Here is a 24,440-nt window from a genome sequence, read left to right on the forward strand (position 1 = left end):
GTCGTGTATCAAGAAGATGTATACAGAATTCTGGTGTGTGGGCAGCTAAATATGCTGGCACACCAAAACACCTTGTAACAAGGAGAGTTGCGAGGTATGTAAAACAACCCCATTCGGCCGGATGCTAAATGGACGTTAATTAAAACACTTGAAGATTATTAACATGACAGAATCTTTTGCTCAACTCTTTGAAGAATCCCTACAGGCTATCGAAACTCGTCCAGGTGCAATCGTACGTGGTGTTGTCGTTGCTATCGATAAAGACGTTGTACTGGTTGACGCAGGTCTGAAATCTGAATCTGCAATCCCTGTAGAACAATTCAAAAATGCTCAGGGCGAGCTGGAAATCCAAGTTGGCGATGAAATCGACGTAGCTCTGGACGCGGTAGAAGATGGTTTCGGTGAAACTATCCTGTCCCGTGAGAAAGCGAAACGTCACGAAGCATGGCTGATGCTGGAGAAAGCATACGAAGAAGCTGAAACTGTCACTGGTATTATCAATGGCAAAGTAAAAGGCGGCTTCACTGTAGAACTGAACGGTATCCGTGCGTTCCTGCCAGGTTCACTGGTTGACGTTCGTCCGGTTCGTGACACTGCTCACCTTGAAGGCAAAGAGCTTGAGTTCAAAGTCATCAAGCTGGATCAGAAGCGTAACAACGTAGTTGTTTCCCGTCGTGCTGTTATCGAATCTGAAAACAGTGCAGAGCGTGATCAGCTGCTGGAAAACCTGCAAGAAGGCATGGAAGTTAAAGGTATCGTTAAGAACCTGACTGACTACGGTGCATTCGTTGATCTGGGCGGCGTTGATGGCCTGCTGCACATTACTGATATGGCTTGGAAACGTGTTAAACACCCAAGCGAAATCGTCAATGTGGGCGATGAAATCACAGTTAAAGTACTGAAATTCGACCGTGAGCGTACCCGTGTATCTCTGGGTCTGAAACAACTGGGCGAAGATCCATGGGTAGCAATCGCTAAGCGTTACCCAGAAAGTACTAAACTGACTGGTCGCGTGACTAACCTGACTGACTACGGCTGCTTCGTTGAAATCGAAGAAGGCGTTGAAGGTCTGGTACACGTTTCAGAAATGGATTGGACCAACAAAAACATCCACCCATCCAAAGTTGTTAACGTTGGTGACGTTGTGGAAGTTATGGTTCTGGATATCGACGAAGAACGTCGTCGTATCTCCCTGGGTCTGAAACAGTGTAAAGCTAACCCATGGCAGCAATTTGCTGAGACTCACAACAAAAACGACCGTGTTGAAGGCAAAATCAAGTCTATCACTGACTTCGGTATCTTCATCGGTCTGGACGGCGGCATTGACGGCCTGGTTCACCTGTCTGACATCTCCTGGAATGTTGCAGGCGAAGAAGCAGTTCGTGAATACAAGAAAGGCGACGAAATCGCTGCTGTAGTTCTGCAAGTTGACGCAGAACGTGAGCGTATCTCTCTGGGCGTCAAACAACTGGCAGAAGATCCATTCAACAATTACCTGTCTGTAAACAAGAAAGGTGTAATTGTCACTGGTAAAGTAACTGCTGTTGATGCAAAAGGTGCTACAGTTGAATTAGCTGACGGCGTTGAAGGTTACCTGCGTGCATCAGAAGCTTCTCGTGACCGCGTTGAAGATGCAACTCAAGTTCTGAACGTTGGCGATGAAGTTGAAGCTAAATATGTTGGCGTTGATCGCAAAAACCGCGTAATCAACCTGTCTGTTCGCGCTAAAGACGAAGCTGATGAAAAAGACGCTATCGCTTCTGTGAACAAGCAAGAAGATACAAACTTCGCTAACAACGCAATGGCTGAAGCTTTCAAAGCAGCTAAAGGCGAGTAATTCTAAGTCAATAACGGCGGGTAATATTTTCTATCATGATGATATTACCCGAATACGGTAGTTTAGGGAGGTACAATGACCAAGTCTGAATTAATCGAAAGACTTGCAGAGCAACAATCTCACATGCCGGCTAAAGCCGTTGAAGATGCAGTGAAAGAAATGCTTGATCATATGGCAGAAACATTGGCCGCAGGCGAACGTATTGAGGTTCGTGGATTCGGCAGTTTTTCTCTTCACTACCGGGCTCCGCGTGTGGGGCGTAATCCTAAAACAGGTGATAAAGTGGAATTGGACGGTAAATACGTTCCCCATTTTAAACCTGGTAAAGAATTACGTGATCGCGTGAATATCTATGGCGAAAGCTAAGATACAGTTATTACTTAATTAAAGTAACGGCACCTTAGGGTGCCGTTTTTTGTTTCAAGCCACCATCGAAACTGTTTTGTTGCATTGAGTACTTGTTTTGGTCAATCCTATTGGATCAATTGTAATCAGTTAATTGTATTGAGTTAATCATGTTCCATGGGTATTTATCTATTTTCTGCAATTTTCTGCAATTTTCTGCAATTTTCTGCAATTAATTTGCGAAGCATTTCCAAAATAAACATTCTCTGACTGGTTATCGCGTATACTTTCAAATAATCTCTGTATGGATGGAGTTTTTACGGCAGGGATATACACGGATGCAGCGAATTGTTTTATTTTTCTTTACTATTTGGCAAAAGCCGTTTCAGGCTATCAGTTTAAATTTAGCTGCATCAGCCATTATTTTGGGGATTTTTCCTTTATTATTTCTTGTGGAACTCCCATCCCAAAAATTCCTTCATTATCTGATTCTTATTTCTTTTTTGTTATTATTTTTTCCTGATAAAGTCATTCGGATAATATCATTGGGTTTGTTGGCATTTATTTTCGGGTGCTGGCATGGCCATCAAATATTAACGAAAATAACTTATTTCAGCGAAACGTCCCATTCTGCAATGGTTATGATTGATAGCATATCGTTGGAAAACACAGTGAAAGAAGATAACAAAAAGGAGCGTTATCGGATTCGGATTATTGAAAGTCATGGGGAATATATTTTTCCTGCGTTATATGCATCGGTTTCATGGAACGTGCAGGAAGAACGTTTGTGTGCAGGACAAAAATGGCAAGTCACAATGAAACTCAGACCGGTTCATGCACAATTAAATCATGGCAGTTATGATAGCCAGCGATATGCTTTATCTATACGCCAGCCGTTGAATGGTAAAATTATTCAGGCAAAGTTGGTTGATGGGCGTTGCAGTCTTCGACAAGACTTCATTAATAAATTGTCTCCTGAGATCCAATCCCTAAAACATGCTGGCATTATTTTGGCACTCTCTTTTGGGGAAAGGGTATGGCTGGATAAATTGACTCGTTTGTTATTACAACAAACGGGGATCGCGCATTTGATGGCAATTTCGGGGTTACATATTGCAATGGCCAGCTTATTCGGTTGGGGATTTGGAAGAATAGTACAATTTTTCTTTCCTGCCAGATGGGTGGGATTTCGTTTTCCCCTCATTACAGGCTGGTTTACCGCAATGTTATATGGATGGTTATCCGGTTGGGGAATTCCGGCCATTCGGGCGATATTAGGGCTGACTTTGTGGGTTTATCTGCGGTTCAGCAGCAAACTTTGTTTTTCATGGCAATGGGCTTTGTGGAGTGCTGCCCTTATCTTACTGTTTGATCCCTTGGCAATACTTTCTGACAGTTTCTGGTTATCATTTACTGCGGTTATGGCGCTGTTATTTTGGTTTCACTGGATACCTTTGTCTGAAGGCATTCGCCGGGGCTGGCGCTGGGTTTGGCTGCGAGGCTTACATATGCAACTGGGAATGATGCTCATGTTATTGCCTTTGCAACTTCTGCTATTTCAAGGCATCAACATTGCTTCGCTGGTTGCCAATTTATGGGCTGTGCCAATCATTTCTTTTTTATCTGTGCCGTTAATCATGCTGGGGTTAGCGGGTAGTTTTCTTCCTGTGGGCCAACCATTTTTATGGCAGCTTGTTGACTACACTATTCTGATTGCGTTGGCGCCCTTATCTGCTTTAACTCATTCATGGTTTGAGACTGGACATTATCCTGTCATTGTTACCCTTTGTGGTTGGTTTGGTGTTGTCATTTGGCGCCTGAACTGGTGGAGGACCTATAAATGGCTGTTGGGGATGTCAATCGTGATTATGCTGTGTTATTTGATGCGCACCCATGACCGTCAATGGCGTTTTTCTATGTTGGATGTCGGGCATGGCTTAGCTGTGGTCATAGATAAGCAGGGGAAAGCGATTATTTTTGATACAGGGCATCGTTGGGAAACTGGCAGCATGGCAGAAAAAGTCATTGTTCCTTACTTGCGTTGGCATCGCTTAATACCAGAACAGATAATTCTTAGCCATGATCATTTGGATCATACAGGGGGAACGGAATACCTGATTGAAAAATATCCGGGTATCCAAATCAGAAGTTCTTTTCTTAATCACTCCGATTTACCCTGTGTTCGTGGTGAGCAGTGGACATGGCAGGGATTACATTTTAAAGTTCTTTGGCCACCTGAAAAAACCGCTATTGTTGGCAATAATCAATCTTGTGTGATCCGCATTGACGATGGCAGATATAGTCTGTTATTGACGGGGGATTTAGAGAGGAAGGGTGAATATCGTTTATTGGGAATTGAAAAAGAAGATCTTAATGCAACGATATTACAAGTTCCCCATCATGGGAGTAATACTTCTTCTACAGATGCGTTTATCCGCAAAGTCATGCCTCAATATGCATTGACATCTGTTGCGCGCTATAGTCCATGGAAACTGCCTTCAGCGAAAGTGAAACAACGTTATAAACGTGCTGGATCTCAATGGAATAGTACCGCTGCTTCCGGTCAAATAACGGGTGATTTTTATTCGGATCACATTAAATTAGAAGGTTATCGACAACAAATAGCGGCACGGTGGTATCATCAGTGGTTTGGTATTCGCGGTGATCATGAGTAGAATGAGCCGCTATTTCTTTTGGTTTGGTAACTCAATAATGAATGATAAAGACCTTTCTACCTGGCAGACCTTTCACCGATTGTGGCCGATCATCACACCATTTAAGCTCGGTCTGTTAGTTGCGGCGGTTGCATTAGTGATTAATGCTGCTGGTGATACATTGATGATTTCCCTGTTGAAGCCTCTATTGGATGAAGGTTTTGGCAAGGCTGACATTGGTGTATTGAAGTGGATGCCATTGGTTGTTATCGGGCTAATGTTATTACGTGGCATATCTGGTTTTGTCTCGAGTTATTGTATTTCTTGGGTATCTGGCAAAGTAGTCATGCAGATGCGTCGTCGTCTGTTCAACCATATGATGGGGATGCCAGTCTCCTTCTTCGATCAGCAATCTACCGGAACATTGCTCTCCCGCATAACATATGATTCAGAACAAGTTGCATCTTCTTCTTCCGGTGCGTTAGTCACGGTTGTCAGGGAAGGGGCATCAATTATTGGTCTGTTTATACTGATGTTCTACTACAGCTGGGAACTTTCCCTGATTCTGATTGTGATCGCACCGGTAGTTGCAGGTGTTATTCGTTTTGTTTCAATGCGCTTTCGCAATATCAGTAAGAATATGCAAAATAGCATGGGAATGGTCACCGCCAGCGCAGAACAGATGCTGAAAGGGCATAAAGAAGTTTTGATTTTTGGTGGGCAAAAAGTCGAAACAGAGCGTTTCAACAAAGTCAGCAACCACATGCGCCAACAGGGAATGAAAATGGTGTCAGCCAGTTCTATCTCTGACCCAATTATTCAGTTGATTGCTTCATTTGCTCTGGCATTTATTTTATATGCGGCAAGTTTTCCTGAAATTATGGGGGCTTTGACAGCAGGAAAAATTACGGTTGTATTTTCATCAATGATTGCCCTGATGCGCCCATTGAAATCTCTGACTAACGTTAATGCGCAATTTCAACGTGGTATGGCTGCTTGTCAAACCCTGTTCACTATTTTGGATATGGAGCAGGAAAAAGATGACGGTAAATTGGAAATCAAAAAGGCGAAAGGGGATATCGAATTCCGCGATGTTACTTTCTGTTATCCCACTAAAGAACAACCTGCGCTGAAAAATGTCTCAATGACGATCCCTGCCGGAAGAACAATTGCGTTGGTGGGGCGTTCAGGCTCTGGTAAATCAACAATCGCTAATCTTCTTACTCGTTTTTATGATGTGAATAAAGGCAATATTGTTCTGGATGGTCACGACTTACGTGAATATACGCTGGCTTCCCTGCGTAATCAAATTGCGCTGGTTTCGCAAAATGTACATCTTTTCAACGATACGGTTGCCAATAATATTGCCTATGCCAGCGAAGGCGAATTCAGCCGTGAAGAGATAGAGCGCGCGGCAGAAATGGCTTATGCAATGGATTTCATCAGCAAGATGGATCATGGTCTTGATACTATGGTTGGTGAAAATGGCGTATTACTTTCTGGGGGACAGCGTCAGCGTATTGCGATTGCCCGTGCTTTATTACGCGATTCACCAATTTTGATTCTGGATGAAGCAACTTCTGCCCTGGATACAGAATCAGAGCGTGCAATTCAGGCTGCATTGGATGAATTGCAGAAAAACAGAACTTCATTGGTGATTGCTCACCGTCTTTCTACCATTGAAAATGCGGATGAAATTATTGTTATTGAAGATGGCAATATTATAGAAAGAGGCAATCACACGACTCTGTTGGAACAAGAGGGGGCATATGCACAATTACACAGGATGCAATTCGGCCAATGATTGAACGCATATGGTCAGGCCGTTCATGGTGTTACATTGCCTTATTACCACTTTCAGCCCTTTATGGGCTGATTAGTGCTCTCCGCCGTTTGAGTTATAAATGGGGATTAAAGCGTTCCTGGAAAGCGCCTCTTCCTGTGGTGGTAGTGGGTAATCTGACCGCAGGGGGAAATGGGAAAACCCCTGTTGTCATTTGGTTGGTTGAGCAACTACAAAAAAAAGGTTATCGGGTTGGTGTTGTTTCACGTGGTTATGGTGGGAAATCAGCCTGTTACCCATTGCTTGTCACGGAAAAAGTCTCCACTGCGCAGGCGGGGGATGAACCCGTTTTAATCTACAAGCGGACAGGGGCACTGGTTGCAGTTGCACCGAAACGGGCTGAAGCTATCAACGCAATATTGAATCATGCCTCAGTTGATATTGTCATTACAGATGATGGCCTTCAACATTATGCCTTGCAGCGTGATTATGAAATTGTGGTGATTGATGGTATCCGGCGTTTCGGTAATGGTTGTTGGTTGCCTGCTGGCCCGATGAGGGAACTTGAAGGGCGCCTGAAAAGTGTCAATTCCATTATTGTGAATGGTGGAACACCGAAAGCGGGGGAATTGCCAATGCAGCTGAAAGGAGAGTTGGCGGTAAATTTGCTGACGGGCGAAAAGCGGAAAGTAAGGGATATACCGAACAGTGTTGCAATGGCCGGGATTGGTCATCCACCACGTTTTTTTGCGACATTGCAACAATTGGGGGCAGATTTACAAAAAACACATGCTTTTGCTGACCATCAGTCTTATGAACAGTCCCAATTGCTGGCATTGACAAATAACCAGCAAAATTTGTTGATGACAGAAAAAGATGCAGTGAAATGCTTTCAATTTGCTCAGGATAATTGGTGGTATTTACCGGTACATGCCCACTTTCCGCAGGAGAAAGGGGAAAAAGTATTGGATGAGATTTGTGCTTTGCTGCCTCAATTGGATATTCCCCGACATGAAACACCGCAGCAGAGTTAACGGCAAGACATTGCTTGTGTTATTCTGAGCCGCATTAAAATTAACGTCCGTTGGGGGATATGATATATGGATCACCGTTTACTTGAAATCATTGCTTGCCCTTTATGCCATGGCAAGCTTAGTTACGATAAAGAAAATTTTGAACTGATTTGTAAACTTGATCGCCTTGCTTTTCCTGTCCGTGATGGTATACCTGTTTTACTCGAAAATGAATCGCGGGCCTTACCTTCAGAGGAAAACAAATAATCCATGTTTACCGTTATCATTCCAGCTCGTTTTGCATCAACACGCCTACCTGGAAAACCATTGGCTGATATTCATGGTAAACCAATGATTGTTCGTGTCATGGAGCGGGCAATCCGCTCCGGAGCGGTTCGGGTTATTGTGGCGACAGACAATCAAGACGTTTTTAATGCGGTCACTGCTGCTGGTGGTGAAGTTTGCCTGACCAGTGAAAATCACCATTCAGGTACAGAACGTTTAGCAGAAGTCATTGATAAATATAAATTTGCTGATGATGAAATTATCGTCAATGTTCAAGGTGATGAGCCGCTTATTCCTGAGCAAATCATTAAACAGGTTGCTGATAATCTGGCGGGCAGTGATGCTGGGATGGCAACACTTGCTGTTCAAATTCAAGAAGCCGAAGAAGCGTTTAACCCTAATGCGGTGAAAGTTGTTATGGATGCACAGGGTTATGCGCTCTATTTTTCCCGGGCCCCAATCCCATGGGAACGAGATCGTTTCATGCAATCAAAAGAAACGATTGGGGACAATTTCCTGCGTCATATTGGTATTTATGCGTATCGGGCCGGATTTATCCGTCGCTATGTGCAGTGGGCACCAAGCCCGCTGGAGCACATCGAGATGCTTGAGCAATTAAGAGTACTTTGGTATGGCGAAAAAATTCACGTAGCAAAAGCTTTGCAAGCACCCGGGCCGGGTGTTGATACCCCAGAGGATCTGGAGGCTGTCAGGAAAATGTTCACCGCTTCTTGAATGCATTACAGCGGAAACAATGCATTAGGGTGAAAACAATGCATTGCGCTGGAAATAGCAATTAAATATATATTGAAGAGAGAATGCGGCATCAGTCATTCTCTCTTTTCAATTTCTCTCTTTCCGACATGGCTCTGTGTTGCCGGCCTGTTCTATTGAGGATCTGTTTGTTTGTCGGGATTATCTCTATTATTTTCTGGTTTAATGCTTTGCCAAACACGTCCTAACGTCTCATACCAGGCACGTTCCGTATGTGACAGGTAATAAGAAGAGGGGATATATTTTTCCCAGGGATATAATGGCGTTGTTGTTGCCAATTGATTGGCGGGAGCTGCGATGGGATGCATACCTCGTTGTTCAAAAAATTTTAGTGCTCTTTTCATATGATTGGCAGAGGTCACGAGAATAAAAGGCTGTTGACCAACCCTCTTTTCGACCTCAACGGCTTCTTCTTCTGTATCCAGAGGCTTATTTAATGCTATGGTGTCTTCTACAGGTACTCCCATAGATTGTGCTACTATAGCCGCAATTTCGGCACTGCTGACTGAATTAACGCCTTTACCGCCAGTGAAAATCATTTTAGCACCAGAATTAAGGTGATATAACCTGATGCCCTCAGTTACTCTGGATAAGCTATTATTGATAAGATTGGCACTGGGCGCCCATTCGGGGTTATAGGTAAAACCCCCACCGAGGACAACAATATATTTTATGGAATTTTTTTGTGTTGCTTCAGGTTCATAACGTTGAGCATATTTCCCTTCCACAGGGAGTAACAGCTTGTCTGCAATAGGCTGTAAACTTAATAAAAGTAATGCAAACCAGCTTAGTGATAAAATGGTTTTACTCGTCTTTTGCCAGCGAGTAAACCAGAGCAACAGCAGTGCTGCGAGAGAAATGAGAATAATCAACGGCAAAGGCATTAATAGCGAGCCGACGTATTTTTTTAGCAGAAATAACATTGATTGACCTTGATTTGGTTGAATTGCAATCGTATGAGCCAGATTTAAGGCTAAAAGTAGTGAATTGAATAATTACTGTGCCAAAATAATAGTAGTAATAGCACTAGATAGCATAACGACTCAATAAACAATTTAAACTTAGATTATAAGTGGGGCAGTTTTCCATGCTGGATCGCAATTTCGATGATATTGCAGACAAATTTTCACGTAATATTTACGGCACAACCAAAGGTAAAATCAGGCAGGCCGTCGTCTGGCAGGATATTAACGAATTGCTGAATCATTTGCCTCAACGCCCTTTGCGCATTTTGGATGCGGGTGGTGGTGAAGGGAATATGGCTTGCCAATTGGCTGAATTAGGTCATCAGGTCATACTTTGTGATCTGTCAGAAGAGATGGTCCTGCGAGCAAAAGATAATGCGCGAGAGCGGGGTCTTCTTAACCAAATGAAATTTATCCAGAGCCCGGTACAGGATATTGAGCGCCATATTGAACAGCCTGTTGATTTAATTCTATTTCATGCGGTATTGGAGTGGATCACTGACCAGAAAGATGCCATAGCCGCATTGGGAAATATAATTGCGCCGGGTGGTGCACTCTCATTAATGTTTTATAATGCCAATGGGTTGGTCATGCGTAATGCCATCTTGGGTAATTTCCATTTGGCGACGCCCAATATTCAACGTCGCCGCAAACGTTCTCTTTCACCACAGAATCCATTAGTACCGGAACATGTATATCAATGGTTAGCTGAACTCAACATGGAAATTACAGGTAAAACAGGTGTGAGGGTTTTCCATGATTACCTGCAAAGCCGCCAATTACAAGACGCAGATTTTCCGGCGTTGCTTGAACTTGAACAACGTTATTGCAGGCAGGAGCCTTACATCAGCCTCGGGCGTTATATTCATGTGATGGCACGCAAGCCTACCTTAAAGAGCGAATTATGAGTAGTGAATATTCCCATACTGTTCCCGAGCTTGTGTCCTGGGCCAGAAAAAATGATTTTTCGATTTCGTTGCCACCAGAACGGTTGGCTTTTCTGTTGGCTATTGCTGTTTTGAACAGTGAACGGCTTGATGGTGAAATGAGTGAAGGGGAGCTGGTGGATGCTTTCCGTGAAGTGTGCAAAGGTTTTGAACAGACTTCTGAATCTATATCCGTCAGAGCGAATAATGCCATCAATGATATGGTCCGCCAGAAACTGCTTAACCGTTTTACCAGTGAATTGGCGGATGGCAACGCGATTTATCGCCTGACGCCATTGGGAATCGGCATCAGTGATTATTACATTCGTCAGCGTGAATTTTCCACGTTACGCCTTTCCATGCAACTCTCCATTGTTGCCAATGAGTTACACCGGGCAGCAGAAGCTGCTGAAGAAGACGGTGATGAATTTCATTGGCATCGCAATGTATTTGCTCCCCTCAAATATTCAGTGGCAGAGATTTTTGACAGCATTGATATGTCCCAGCGTTTGATGGATGAGCAGCAAAACAGCGTAAAATCGGATATTGCCGCGCTTCTCAACCAAGATTGGCAGGCAGCTATTGCCAACTGTGAGCAATTGTTATCTGAAACATCAGGAACACTGCGTGAACTTCAGGATACCCTGGAAGCAGCGGGTGACAAATTACAGGCGAATCTGTTGAGAATTCAGGCGGCGAATATGGACGGCAGCGGTTCTGACCAAGTAGATCGATTGGTCTTTGATCTGCAAAGTAAGCTGGATCGTATTATCAATTGGGGGCAGCAGTCCATCGACTTGTGGATTGGCTACGACCGCCACGTTCACAAATTTATCCGTACAGCCATTGATATGGATAAAAACCGCATTTTCGCCCAGCGCCTCCGCCAATCTGTTCAACACTTTCTTGATAATCCGTGGACATTGACCGTTGCCAACGCGGAGCGTTTTTTGGATATGCGAGATGAAGAACTGATTCTGCGTAACGAAGAGGTAATGGGAGAGTTACCTCCGGAAATGGAATACGAAGAGTTTAATGAAATTAATGAACAATTGGCTGCAATGGTTGAGCAAGCGTTGGCGGTTTACCAGCAGGCTAAACTTCCTCTGGATTTGGGATCAGTGATGCGTGACTATCTCGCACAATATCCACATAAACACCATTTTGATGTCGCGAGAATTTTGGTGGATCACGCAGTACGATTGGGTATTGCAGAAGCGGATTTCTCTGGGTTGCCAGCGGAATGGTTAGCGATTAATGATTACGGAGCCAAGGTGCAGGCACATGTCATCGACACATATTGAACAACTTATGCCAGTAAAACTGGCACAGGCATTATCCAATGCGCTTTTTCCTGAATTAGACAGCCAGCTGCGTGCGGGCCGTCATATCAGTATGGATGATCTTGATAATCACGCCTTTCTGATGGATTTTCAGGAAGAATTGGAAATATTTTATGCGCGTTATAACGTTGAGTTAATCCGTGCACCAGAAGGTTTTTTCTACCTGCGTCCCCGTTCAACAACATTGATCCCTCGCTCCGTCTTATCGGAATTGGATATGATGACAGGTAAAATCTTGTGTTACCTCTACCTTAGCCCAGAGCGTTTATCCAATCAGGGGATCTTTACTTTTCAGGAGTTGTACGAGGAATTATTGACATTGGCTGATGAAAATAAGCTGATGAAAATGGTGAATCAGCGCTCGACAGGTTCTGATCTCGATAAACAAAAATTGCAGGAAAAAACACGCACTTCCCTGAATCGATTACGCCGTTTGGGAATGGTTTATTTCCTGCAAAATGACAGTAATAAATTTACGATCACCGAAGCTGTATTCCGCTTTGGTGCAGATGTACGCAGCGGTGGCGATCCACGTGAGGCACAACTACGGATGATCCGTGATGGTGAAGCCATGCCTGTGGAAGCGTCGCAGAAAGATAATGAACATGAAGAAGTATCAGAGCATTCAGCAGAAAATGCGGAGGATGAGCAGGCATGATTGAACGCGGTAAATTTCGCTCACTGACGTTAGTTAACTGGAATGGCTTTTTTGCCAGAACGTTTGATCTTGACGAGCTTGTGACAACCTTATCCGGTGGTAACGGTGCGGGTAAATCCACGACAATGGCGGCATTTGTGACCGCCATGATCCCGGATCTGACATTACTTCATTTCCGTAATACAACAGAAGCCGGTGCAACCAGCGGCTCTCGTGATAAGGGCTTGCATGGTAAGCTGCGGGCAGGTGTCTGCTATTCCACGCTGGATGTCGTTAATTCGCGCCATCAACGGATCATCGCCGGTGTTCGCTTACAGCAGATTGCCGGACGTGACCGGAAAGTTGATATCAAGCCATTTATGATCCAAGGCATTCCTGCGTCCATCCAACCGACACAATTATTAACTGAGAACATTAACGGGCGTCAGGCTCGGGTTTTGCCGTTGAATGAACTTAAAGAGCGCCTTGATGAAATGGAAGGCGTTCAGTTTAAGCAATTTAACTCTATTACGGATTATCATGCCTTAATGTTTGATTTGGGCGTAATCCCTAAACGCCTGCGTTCAGCGAGTGATCGGAGTAAATTTTATCGCTTGATAGAAGCATCGCTTTATGGCGGGATTTCCAGTGCCATTACCCGTTCATTGCGTGATTATTTACTGCCGGAGAATAGTGGTGTCAGAAAAGCCTTTCAGGATATGGAAGCCGCATTGCGTGAAAACCGTATCACATTGGAAGCGATCCGTGTAACCCAATCTGACCGTGATCTTTTCAAGCACCTGATTACTGAAGCAACGGCCTATGTTTCTGCTGACTATATGCGTCATGCCAACGAACGCCGGATTCATCTGGATGAAGGCCTGGCGTTACGCAGCGAACTCTTTGCAGGCCGCCGCCAATTGATCGCTGAGCAATATCGCCATGTTGAAATGGCGAGAGAATTAGCGGAACAAAGTGATGCATCGTCCGATTTGGAAATGGACTATCAGGCGGCCAGCGATCACCTGAACCTGGTTCAGACAGCAATGCGCCAGCAAGAAAAAATTGATCGCTACCAATCGGATGTTGAAGAACTGACTTACCGTCTGGAAGAACAGAGTGAGGTTGTAGAAGAAGCCAAAGATCTCCAGGCGGAATATGAAGCTTTGTCTGAAGCGGCCGAACAAGAGGTTGATGAATTAAAAAGCCAGCTTGCTGATTACCAGCAGGCTCTGGATGTTCAGCAAACCCGGGCCATCCAGTACCAACAAGCTTTGCAGGCTCTGCGACGCGCGCGTGAACTTTGCCAGCTGCCGGATTTATCGATAGAAAATATAGAGGAATGGCAAGAGACTTATCAGGCCAAAGAACAGCAGGCGACTGGGATTTTACTGGCGCTTGAACAGAAGCTGAGTGTTGCTGATGCAGCGCACAGTCAGTTTGAGCAAGCCTATCAATGGGTGAAAAATATCGTCGGAGAAGTGAGTCGCAGTGACGCATGGCAATCCGCCCGGGAAGTTTTGCGTGAATGGCCGTCTCAACGTCATTTGGCTGCTCGTGTTCAACCATTGCGCATTCAGTTGGCTGAATTGGAGCAGAGACTCAATAGCCAGAAAAATGCAGAGCGTTTACTGGAAGAATTCTGTAAACGGCATAGCCAGCAGTATCAGCCGGAAGATTTAGAATCACTGCAAGGTGAATTAGAAGCCCAGTTAGAAGAATTGGGTTTAAGCGCCAATGAAAGCGGTGAACGTCGTATGCAGATACGGCAGGAGTTTGAACAGCTTAAGCACAAAATAAAAGAACTGACAGCGCGTGCTCCTGTGTGGCTGGCAGCGCAGGATGCTCTTAACCATTTGAGTGAGCAGAGCAATGAAACGTTCGAAAATGGTCATGATGTCACGGAATATATGCAGCAATTGCTGGAACAGGAACGTGAAATTACCGTTGAACGTGATGATGTCGCTGCTCAGAAGCGTGAACTGGAACAGCAGATTGAGAGACTGAGCCAGCCAAGTGGCGCAGAAGATAGCCGATTGCTGGCATTGGCAGAGCGTTTTGGTGGTGTTTTGCTGTCAGAAATCTATGACGACATTACCATTGATGATGCGCCTTATTTCTCTGCGCTGTATGGGCCGGCACGTCATGCTATTGTTGTGCCTGACCTTGCATTGGTCCGCCCACAATTGGAAGCATTGGAAGATTGCCCGGAAGATCTTTATCTGATTGAGGGAGATCCACAATCTTTTGATGACAGCGTCTTCCATTCCGAAGAATTGGCGAATTCGGTTTTGGTGAAATCATCTGACCGTCAGTGGCGTTACTCCCGTTATCCTGAAGTTCCATTATTTGGACGGGCGGCAAGGGAAAGTCGTCTGGAAGCACTCAGCCTTGAACGTGATACATTGGCTGAACGTTATGCCACACTGTCCTTTGATGTGCAGAAGATCCAGCGTGCGCATCAGTCTTTCAGCAGTTTTGTAGGTAAACACCTGTCTGTTGCGTTTGCTGATGACCCGGAAGCGGAAATTCGGGCACTGAATCAACGCCGCATTGAGCTGGAACGTGAATTATCTCAATTTGAAGTACAAACCCAGCAGCATCAGCAGAAACTTGTGCAGGTAAAAGAAAGCCTGTCTACATTGAATCGCCTGCTTCCACAAATCACCATCTTGTTGGATGAAACGCTGATTGATCGAGTGGAAAATCTGCGTGAAGAGATGGCAGAAGCACAGGATGCGGCGAAATTCTTGCAGCAACATAACCATGCCCTGACTCAACTTGAACCTTTGGTTTCTGTTTTGCAGAGTGATCCACGGCAGCATGAGCAGTTGAAAAAAGATTATGAGTCAGCGCAACATGCCCAAAATAAGGCCAAGCAGCAAGCGTTTGCGTTGACAGAAGTTGCACAGCGCCGGGCGCATTTCAGTTACAGCGATTCAGCCGGAATGCTGAATGAAAATTCTGATCTGAACGATAAACTGCGTCAACGCCTTGAACACGCAGAATCTGATCGCAGCCGTGCCCGTGAGAAATTGCGTCAGCAACAATCACAATGTACACAGTTCAGCCAGGTCTTGGCATCACTGAAAAGCTCTTATGACACGAAGCAGGATATGTTGAAAGAGCTGGAGCAGGAGTTGAAAGAAATTGGGGCTCAGGCTGATGCCAATGCAGAAAGCCGTGCCCGGGAGCGTCGTGATCAGCTCCATGCTGCGGTGGGTACGAACCGATCTCGTATCAACCAACTTGAGAAACAGATTGCGTTCTGTGAAGCGGAAATGGATAACCTCCAGAAAAAACTGCGTAAATCTGAACGTGACTATCACCAAAAACGTGAGCAGATTGCCTCTTCAAAAGCGGGTTGGTGCGCCGTGATGCGCATGGTGAAAGATAATGGTGTTGAACGCCGCTTGCATCGCCGTGAACTCGCCTATATGGACGGCGATGATCTGCGCTCTATGTCGGATAAGGCGCTGGGCGCGTTACGTCTGGCCGTTGCTGACAATGAACATTTGCGTGATGCTTTGCGCTTGTCTGAAGATCCGAAACGCCCAGAGCGTAAAATTCAATTCTTTGTGGCCGTTTACCAGCATCTGCGCGAACGAATTCGTCAGGATATCATCCGTACGGATGATCCGGTTGATGCCATTGAGCAAATGGAAATTGAACTGGCACGTTTAACCGAAGAATTGACTGCCCGTGAACAAAAACTGGCCATTAGCTCCAAGAGTGTGGCGAATATTATTCGTAAGACCATTCAGCGTGAGCAGAATCGCATTCGCATGCTTAATCAGGGGTTGCAGGCAGTTTCCTTTGGTCAGGTTGGTGGTGTTCGTCTGAATGTGAATGTGCGTGACAGTCATGCTCTTTTGCTGGATGTATTGTCTGAGCAGCAAGAACAGCATCAGGATCTGTTCAGCAGTCAGCGCTGGACTTTCTCTGAGGCGATGGCAAAACTGTATCAGCGCCTGAATCCACAGATTGACATGGGGCAGCGTTTACCACAAACCGTTGGTGAGGAGCTGTTGGATTACCGTAATTATCTTGAATTGGATGTTGAAGTTAACCGGGGCTCAGATGGTTGGCTGAAAGCAGAAAGCGGGGCACTTTCCACTGGTGAAGCTATTGGTACGGGAATGTCGATTCTGGTTATGGTTGTACAGAGCTGGGAAGAGGAGTCTCGTCGTCTGCGTGGAAAAGACATCTCTCCATGCCGTTTATTGTTCCTTGATGAAGCAGCCCGTTTAGATGCGAAATCAATTGCCACGCTGTTTGAACTGTGTGAACGCTTGCAAATGCAGTTAATTATTGCTGCACCTGAGAATATCAGCCCGGAAAAAGGGACAACCTATAAGTTGGTACGTAAAATTTTCAACAATCAGGAGCATGTTCACGTTGTCGGATTACGTGGTTTTGGACAGGATGTTCCGGCTACCGAACAAAAACAAATACAACCTATATTGCAAGAATAGTTTTATTTAGATTATTTAATGACATAAGGGGCCATTATATGGCCCCTTGCTTTATGTGGCTTTACCTTTTTCTATTCCTTTATTCCTCAAGCGCCACATTGCTACATATAGTCTATGATCAGACTATCTATAACAATAAGCGACAATAACGAAGATAAGCTTTTAATCAATTGTGCAGTATGTCTCGTTTTAGTGCGATAATAATGTTTATGATTTCATGCCGTTATGATTAATATGAAAAGGAATAACGATGCGTAAATTTACTCTGGCATTTAGTGTGATTGCTCTTGTATTTAGCTTTAATGGGTTGGCTCAGGCAAAAATAGAGATGCCTGAACAAATTGCTTCAGGTGTCACAGCAGCAGATTTGGCACAACGTCAGGCAATACATTGGGTATCAGTGGAACAGATTGAAAAAAGTCTGAATAATCAGCCTCCGGTAGCCGTCGGGTTTGATATTGATGATACCGTATTATTTTCAAGCCCTGGTTTTTATCGTGGTCAATCAGAATACTCGCCGAATGACAATCGTTATCTGAAAAATCCAGAATTTTGGCAAAAAATGAATAATGGTTGGGATAAATTCAGCTTGCCAAAAAAAATTGGTATTGAATTAGTTCAGATGCATTTGAAGAGGGGTGATTCCGTTTATTTTATTACGGGCCGTACAAAAACTAAAACAGAAACTGTGACTAAATATTTACAGCAAGAACTTCATATTCCTGCTGACAAGATGAACGCGGTTATTTTTGCTGGTGAAGAGCCGGGTAAAAATAATAAAGTCAGTTGGATGAAAGTGAATAAATTAAAAATTTATTATGGTGATGCAGATGCGGATATTGCCGCTGCGCGAGAGCTGAATATTCGAGGCATTCGAGTTTTGAGAGCATCAAACTCTTCTTATCAACCTTTGCCCAAGGCGGGTCGGTTTGGAGAAGAGGTTATCATTAATTCGGAATATTAACCAGAAAATCTGATAGAAGTGATTCTGATTAAAGGCATCTTTGGTGCCTTTTGTTTTTTTAAGCGGGTATAAGATAATTTATTGTAATGTATATTTCTGTTTGTTTGAACATCTTGAATTTAATCTGCTTTAAGAGATAATTACGTATATAATGAATAGCATTCTTTTCTGATAAAATAGATCAGCTGATAATTAGAATAAGTCATTGGATAGCTGCATATACCTAATAAGTTTCAGGTTTTAACACGGAAACAAGTGAACCACTTGAACGGCAACGGGTATACGAATAAGGTGAGGTGAACGCTTATGGCAAAGAATACGATCAGATTACTGAAAGTTTCTTTTATTTTTAGCGCGTTAGTGATATCAGAAGGTTTAGCGAATCAACAAAATGGATTAGTCGTAAATGGTGTTCAGCAGTTATCAGAGGAACAAAAAAAGGCAGATATCGTTGTGTCAGCTGATAAGACTATTCCTATATTTTCAGTGCATTCTGTTGATGAAAATCGAAAACAGTTGCAAAACTGGTTGCCACAACAAGTAAAACCGATATTCTTTGAACGGTTGGTAACTTTATATTCCGCCAATAAAATGCAACCTTTATGGACAGATAAGAAAGCAGTACAGCAGTTTGAAAATCAATTAATTGAAATATCATTAGCAGGTTTTCAGCCTCAATTTGAAAAATGGCTGATGCAACTGAATTCTCCTGAATTAAGTGATATAGGTCGAGATATTATTTTATCTGATGCAATGCTGGGATATCTTCATTTTATCAATAATGTTCAGAAAAAAGGGGATGCTTGGTTATACGGTAAAAATACATATAAGATTGATTTGCCTCCCTCTAATGTCATTGATAAATGGCAACAAAGTATCAATGATAATCTTGTTCTGAGTTATATTAAAGGATTATCTCCTAATCACCCCATGTATGAAAATATGCGAAAGGAAATGTTATCACAATTATCTGATAACCAATCATGGCCAGAATTTTCGTTTAAGGGAACATTAAGACCGGGGCAAAATAGTGATAGCGTCATTGAATTACGAAAAATATTAGTGAGGACAGGTACGTTAGATTCATCAGACGCCAAAGCTGAAAGTCAGGTTTACAGTAAAGAATTGGTTGCCGCTGTTAAACGTTTTCAGGCTTTACACGGATTATCTGTTGATGGTGTTATTGGAAAATCGACTAAAGTATGGCTAAACACAACACCAAAAATTCGTGCCAGAATTATGGCACTGAATATACAGCGGCTGAGAATTATTCCCGGAAATATAGCCACGGGGATTTTGGTTAATATTCCTGATTATTCTCTGTTTTATTACTTGAATGGAAAAGAGGTTCTGAGTTCTAAAGTGGTTGTCGGGCGATCTAGCCGAAAAACACCCATTATGAGCAGTGAATTAAATAATGTTGTGATTAACCCTCCGTGGACAGTCCCCACGAGTATGACCCGGAAAGATATTGCTCCAAGGGCCATGAATGATCCGAATTATTTTCGCTCACGAGGCTATACGGTTTTCTCCAGTTGGAGTAATGATGCCTCGGTTGTTGATCCATCCACTATCAATTGGGGAGTCATTACGCCCAGCAATTTCCCTTATCGTTTGCGGCAAGCCCCTGGTCCAGGAAATTCATTAGGGCGTTTTAAATTTAATATGCCGAACTCGGAAGCCATTTATTTGCATGATACACCAAATAAGGCTTCTTTCAGCCGAGAAATGAGGGCGGTCAGTTCTGGCTGTGTTCGTGTCAATAAGGCACCCGAGCTGGCGAATATGTTATTGGGGGATGCAGGTTGGGATAAAACGAAAGTGAGCAATTCACTGAAAACATGGACAACTAAATATGTCAATATCCCCAAGAAGATCCCTGTTTTTCTCTATTATCAAACTGCTTGGGTGAATGAAAAAGATGAACCACAATATCGTGCAGATATCTATAGCTATGATGAAAGCGCGAGACAGCAATCTGAGCCTTTATTCAAGTTTTTGGTATCCAGAAACGATTTATAAAATTTGCTGTTATTGAGTTTTTATAAAAGAATAAATGGAATTTAAATATCATTAATTACAAACGGTGAAAAAATAATTTTTTTGCCGTTTTTTATATTACCAATTATTTTTTAAGTGTTTTTTATTGTAATTTATCTTTTAGGGTAGGATGTTTTTCTTACATTTATTGTTCTATTGTGTATCAGATGGGATAGGAATTATATTAATATCGTTTCATTGATGTTTAATAGGTGCTGATTATGGTTTGTATTATGTTATGTTGATCACAATTATGAGTTGATTAATTTACAGTAATATACAAAAATAATTGAAACTACTTTTAATTGATTGATGTCTTATTAGTCGGTTAAACTTCGATATTGTGTAGTTTAGAAATTATTAATACATCATAGAATAGCAGGGCATATGATCCATGAATGATATTGACCACGATCGCCGAAAGTGGCTCGGCGTTAGTGCGGCTGCGTTGGGGTTAGGTTTATTGCCTCAGCCCGTTTTGGCTGCACTGACGACACCACGACCCCGAATCTTGCATTTTGATAATCTGCATACAGGAGAAAGGCTTAAAGCTGAATTTTTTGATGGTCGCAGTTATAATAAATCAGAATTAGCTCGTCTGAATTATTTATTCCGTGATTTTCGTCAAAATAAGGTCAAAACTATTGACCCAAAATTATTTGATCAAATTTATTTATTACAGGCACTGATGGGAATAAATAAATCTGTTCAATTGGTTTCTGGTTATCGTTCATTGGCGACAAATAATAAGTTGCGTCAAGCCAGTGGCGGAGTTGCAAAACATAGTTACCATACCCGTGGTCAGGCGATGGATTTTCATATTAACGGTGTTCAGCTTTCGCATATACGCAAGGCTGCATTGAAAATGCGATCGGGGGGAGTGGGTTTTTATCCCAAAAGTAATTTTGTTCATATTGATACAGGCCCCGTAAGGACGTGGTAATCTTATTACCCCATGGTGAGTCTTGATTGTGGAGCTAAACAATATAATGAAATATCACATTATTCCCGTTACGATGGCAATGCAGAATTGCACAGTGATTTGGTGTGAAGAAACGAAAGAAGCAGCAATTATTGATCCTGGTGGTAATGCCGAGCAACTGATTGCTGAAATAGAACGTCGCGAGCTAAAATTAACACAAATTTTGTTGACACACGGTCATTATGACCATGTTGGTGCGACTGTTGAAGTTGCAAAGCATTTCAATGTACCGGTTCACGGGCCGCATAAAGGCGATGCCTTTTGGATCGAAGGCCTGGAAATTCAATGCCAGATGTTTGGTGTTGAACCCTGTCCCTCTTTTACGCCAGATCGTTGGTTAGAAGATGGAGATACGCTACAGATTGGCAAGGTTACATTGTCTGTTTTGCATTGTCCGGGACATACACCCGGGCATGTTATTCTGGCTAATCATGCAGAAAAATTAATTTCCATGGGAGATGTATTGTTCAAGGGCAGTATTGGGCGTACAGATTTTCCTGGGGGAAATTATGATGAATTGATCCAATCCATTAAGGAAAAAGTATTGCCATTGGGGGACGATTATCAATTTATTCCCGGTCACGGCCCGATGTCGACGTTAGGGCACGAACGAAAAACCAACCCATTCCTGCAAAATTGATTGGATGTATATTTACTGGATTTCAAGTTACAGCAGTAACGCGGTAGCTTGAAAGATGAAGGGTATATTTTTTCGTTATATTTGTTGATATAAAGCAGATGTGAAAAATAAAAGCCGCTGATGAAAGCGGCTTTTTAGCAAGAGAACTCAAACATTCGATTGCAATGAATTAAAGTATGGCAACGATCGCTTCACACAGAGGAACCATATTTTCCAGTGTCAAGCCTGCTACGTTGATTCGGCCAGAGCTAACAGCATAAATAGCATATTCTTCACGCAGGCGGTCAACTTGTTCTTTAGTCAGGCCGCTGAATGAGAACATACCGTTTTGGGCAATGATGAAACTAAAATCTTGTTTCGCCCCTTTTTCCTGCAATGTGTTAACAAACAACTGACGCATGCGTTGAATACGTTCACGCATGGTAGCCAATTCTTGAACCCATTCTGCTTTCAGGTCATCGTTGGACAGGATTGTTGTCACAACAGAAGCACCGTGTGCAGGTGGGTTAGAGTAGTTGGTACGGACAATGGATTTCGCCTGGCTGAATGCTTTTTCGGCTGTATCGCTGTCTGCGGCAACAATGGTGCACGCACCGACACGCTCATTGTACAAACCAAAGTTCTTGGAATAAGAGCTGGCAACGATCAGTTCATTGTGGTTTTTGGTGAAAATGCGCAGACCTTCTGCATCTTCATCCAAACCCTTGGCAAAACCTTGGTAAGCAAAATCGAATACTGGCAGCCAACCTTTTGCAGCAGATAAGTCAGCCAGTTTCTGCCACTGTTCAGGTGTTGGATCGATACCGGTTGGGTTATGGCAGCAACCGTGCAGCAGAACAACATCCCCCGCTTCTGCTTCAGACAGGCTTGCCAACATACCATCAAAATCCAGCGCGTGGTTTTGTGCATCGTAATAGTTGTATTCGCGGATTTCTAAACCGGCAGTGGCAAAAACACCTTTGTGGTTTGGCCAAGTTGGGTTGCTGATCCAGACGCGTTTTGCATTAGTTTGCTTTGCAATGAAATCAGCGGCAGTGCGCAGTGCACCCGTTCCGCCTGGGCTTTGTACAGTGCGGGCACGTTTATCAGTAACAACAGGGCTGGTTTTGCCGAAGAGTAACTCCTGAGTAACACGGCCAAATTCAGGTAAGCCACTAATTGCCAGATAATTTTTAGTTGTTTCGTTTTCCAGCAGGAATTTTTCTGCTTTTTTAACCGTAGTCAGAACAGGGGTTTTACCTGTTTCGTCTTTATAGACTCCGATACCTAAATTGATTTTGTTTTCACGGGGATCAGCTTTAAAGCTGTCAGCTAAACCAAGAATGGGGTCGGCAGGTGCTGCTGTGATTTTCTCAAACATTTTTTTAATTCCAAGATTTGGAGAGTTAAGCCCAAAAGAATTTATACGCGCTCAGGGTAACGCTAAGGAAAGCATTTGCCAACTACTTGTAGCAAAAAGAATAAAATCTTGTGAACTAGTTTACGTAGTGAGAGAAGTCGTGAGAAAAAGAGCTTGAAAAACAGAAGGGTAAAACAAAAAAAGCAGCGCATTAGCGCTGCCTTTTTGAGATAAATAAGTTTAGTTTTAGCTAAATTGTTTATCAGCAGTGATTAGAACTGATAAGTCAGACCAACACCAAGTACGTTGCGAGCACCGGTGTCTTTACCGTAGTTTTTGTCCAGCAGGTTGATTTTGTAATCAACATAGGCAGTCATGTTTTTGTTGAACATGTAGTAAGTACCTACAGAAACATATTTAACCAGATCTGCGCTGAATTTTTTATCAGCTTCAGTCAGGTCTTTGCCTTTAGACTGAACATAGGCCAGAGATGGTTTCAGACCAAAGCCTTGGCTAGAGAAATCGTATTGTGCAACCACTTCGATGTTCTGAGTTTTGTTTGCAATGCCACCAAAATTATAATGCTTCTTAGCACCTGCGCCTGGGGTCATATTACGGGTTTCACCGTACATAGCGGCCAGATAAACGTTGTTCTCGTCGTATTTAGCACCGATGTTCCATGCTTCGGCACGTTCGCCAAAAGCATGACTGAAATACTTCTGGCTGTCTGAGGTACGTGCAGAATTCGCATAAGAACCACCAACGGTGATACCGTAACCTGCGTTATAGGTAGCAGACAAACCGTAACCGTCGCCATTTGCTGTTTTGAAATCGCCACGTTTGTTTTTGGTACGGTCGCTATTCTGGCCTTGGTATTGCAGAGCAAAGTTCAGGCCATCAACCAGACCAAAGAAGTCAGTGTTACGGTAAGTCAACAGGCCAGTAGAACGACCAGTCATGAAGTTATCAGTTTTGGACATGGAGTCAGCACCAAAGATTGGCAGCACGTCAGTCCATGCGTTAACGTCATAGTTCACACCGTAGTTACGACCGTAATCGATTTGACCGTAGTTAGCGAATTTCAGACCCGCATAAGCCAGACGAGTTCTCGCGTCTTGATCATTTTCTGCGTTTTTAGCCTTCAGTTCATATTCCCAACGACCGAAACCAGTCAGCTGGTCAGAAATCTGAGTTTCACCTTTGATACCGATACGTGCGTAAGAATCATCACCGTCTTCACCGCTTCTTTCGTCTGCGATTTGGTGGCGTACGTCGATTTTACCGTACAGATCCAGTTTGTTGCCGTCTTTGTTAAAGATTTCAGCTGCGTTTGCTGTACCAGCAACCAGCAGAGCTGGGATGACCACTGCAAGAATATTGCGTTTCATTATTATTACCCTCATTGGTGTTATCCAGACACTTGACAAAAACAGAACAC

At 43.4% G+C, this 24,440-nt stretch carries 18 protein-coding genes; 15 read left to right on the forward strand and 3 right to left on the reverse strand.

Going from position 1 to position 24,440, the window contains the following annotated elements:
* Positions 1-163: 163 nt before the first annotated feature.
* The 7 genes from rpsA to kdsB all read left to right on the forward strand — a co-directional run bounded on the left by rpsA (position 164) and on the right by kdsB (position 8,652).
* Positions 164-1,837, forward strand: coding sequence for a 30S ribosomal protein S1 (rpsA, locus tag Xsze_RS12390; protein ID WP_038237205.1), 1,674 nt, complete (start codon positions 164-166; stop codon positions 1,835-1,837).
* A 75-nt stretch (positions 1,838-1,912) separates the two neighbouring features.
* Positions 1,913-2,203 (forward strand): integration host factor subunit beta, encoded by a 291-nt coding sequence (ihfB, locus tag Xsze_RS12395; protein ID WP_038237207.1) that lies wholly within the window; start codon positions 1,913-1,915, stop codon positions 2,201-2,203.
* Between the two features lie 317 nt (positions 2,204-2,520).
* Positions 2,521-4,857 carry a ComEC family protein gene (locus Xsze_RS12400; protein ID WP_038237209.1) on the forward strand — a complete coding sequence of 779 codons (2,337 nt, stop codon included), beginning with the start codon at positions 2,521-2,523 and terminating at the stop codon, positions 4,855-4,857.
* 34 nt (positions 4,858-4,891) lie between these two features.
* The gene (gene msbA, locus Xsze_RS12405) at positions 4,892-6,640 is read left to right on the forward strand and encodes a lipid A ABC transporter ATP-binding protein/permease MsbA (RefSeq protein ID WP_038237306.1); all 1,749 of its coding nucleotides are present in this window, start codon (positions 4,892-4,894) and stop codon (positions 6,638-6,640) included.
* Positions 6,637-7,653 carry a tetraacyldisaccharide 4'-kinase gene (gene lpxK, locus Xsze_RS12410; protein ID WP_038237211.1) on the forward strand — a complete coding sequence of 339 codons (1,017 nt, stop codon included), beginning with the start codon at positions 6,637-6,639 and terminating at the stop codon, positions 7,651-7,653. The genes msbA and lpxK overlap by 4 nt, the downstream gene beginning before the upstream one ends.
* A gap of 66 nt (positions 7,654-7,719) precedes the next feature.
* Positions 7,720-7,899, forward strand: coding sequence for a Trm112 family protein (locus Xsze_RS12415; RefSeq protein WP_038237213.1), 180 nt, complete (start codon positions 7,720-7,722; stop codon positions 7,897-7,899).
* 3 nt (positions 7,900-7,902) lie between these two features.
* Positions 7,903-8,652: a 3-deoxy-manno-octulosonate cytidylyltransferase gene (gene kdsB, locus Xsze_RS12420; RefSeq protein WP_038237215.1), complete on the forward strand. Its 750-nt coding sequence runs from the start codon at positions 7,903-7,905 to the stop codon at positions 8,650-8,652.
* Positions 8,653-8,804: 152 nt separating this feature from the next.
* Here kdsB and elyC read toward each other — a convergent pair whose 3' ends face one another.
* Complete coding sequence (gene elyC / locus Xsze_RS12425) at positions 8,805-9,614, reverse strand: envelope biogenesis factor ElyC (RefSeq protein ID WP_038237217.1); 810 nt, start codon at positions 9,612-9,614, stop codon at positions 8,805-8,807.
* A 164-nt stretch (positions 9,615-9,778) separates the two neighbouring features.
* Here elyC and cmoM point away from each other — a divergent pair, with 164 nt between their 5' ends.
* From cmoM to Xsze_RS12465, 8 genes are all read left to right on the forward strand, one after another.
* Positions 9,779-10,564, forward strand: coding sequence for a tRNA uridine 5-oxyacetic acid(34) methyltransferase CmoM (cmoM, locus tag Xsze_RS12430; RefSeq protein ID WP_038237220.1), 786 nt, complete (start codon positions 9,779-9,781; stop codon positions 10,562-10,564).
* A complete protein-coding gene (gene mukF, locus Xsze_RS12435) occupies positions 10,561-11,886 on the forward strand; it encodes a chromosome partition protein MukF (protein ID WP_038237223.1) in 1,326 nt (441 codons plus the stop codon). The genes cmoM and mukF overlap by 4 nt, the downstream gene beginning before the upstream one ends.
* Complete coding sequence (mukE, locus tag Xsze_RS12440; protein ID WP_038237226.1) at positions 11,867-12,583, forward strand: chromosome partition protein MukE; 717 nt, start codon at positions 11,867-11,869, stop codon at positions 12,581-12,583. Before mukF ends, mukE begins: the two co-directional genes overlap by 20 nt.
* On the forward strand, positions 12,580-17,037 hold the full coding sequence (gene mukB / locus Xsze_RS12445) for a chromosome partition protein MukB (RefSeq protein ID WP_038237228.1): 4,458 nt from the start codon (positions 12,580-12,582) through the stop codon (positions 17,035-17,037). Before mukE ends, mukB begins: the two co-directional genes overlap by 4 nt.
* A gap of 250 nt (positions 17,038-17,287) precedes the next feature.
* Entirely contained in the window at positions 17,288-18,001 is a 714-nt protein-coding gene (gene aphA / locus Xsze_RS12450) for an acid phosphatase AphA (RefSeq protein ID WP_038237230.1), read from the forward strand.
* A gap of 306 nt (positions 18,002-18,307) precedes the next feature.
* Complete coding sequence (gene ldtD, locus Xsze_RS12455) at positions 18,308-20,023, forward strand: L,D-transpeptidase (RefSeq protein ID WP_038237232.1); 1,716 nt, start codon at positions 18,308-18,310, stop codon at positions 20,021-20,023.
* 412 nt (positions 20,024-20,435) lie between these two features.
* The gene (gene mepK, locus Xsze_RS12460; protein ID WP_038237234.1) at positions 20,436-20,984 is read left to right on the forward strand and encodes a peptidoglycan L,D-endopeptidase MepK; all 549 of its coding nucleotides are present in this window, start codon (positions 20,436-20,438) and stop codon (positions 20,982-20,984) included.
* Positions 20,985-21,030: 46 nt separating this feature from the next.
* Entirely contained in the window at positions 21,031-21,663 is a 633-nt protein-coding gene (locus Xsze_RS12465; protein WP_038237237.1) for an MBL fold metallo-hydrolase, read from the forward strand.
* Positions 21,664-21,832: 169 nt separating this feature from the next.
* Here the strand turns inward: Xsze_RS12465 and Xsze_RS12470 are convergent, their stop codons facing one another.
* A complete protein-coding gene (locus Xsze_RS12470) occupies positions 21,833-23,023 on the reverse strand; it encodes an amino acid aminotransferase (protein WP_038237240.1) in 1,191 nt (396 codons plus the stop codon).
* Between the two features lie 251 nt (positions 23,024-23,274).
* Complete coding sequence (locus Xsze_RS12475; RefSeq protein ID WP_038237242.1) at positions 23,275-24,390, reverse strand: porin; 1,116 nt, start codon at positions 24,388-24,390, stop codon at positions 23,275-23,277.
* Between the last annotated feature and the right edge of the window lie 50 nt (positions 24,391-24,440).

The organism is Xenorhabdus szentirmaii DSM 16338, from assembly GCF_002632585.1.
Lineage (GTDB): Bacteria > Pseudomonadota > Gammaproteobacteria > Enterobacterales > Enterobacteriaceae > Xenorhabdus > Xenorhabdus szentirmaii.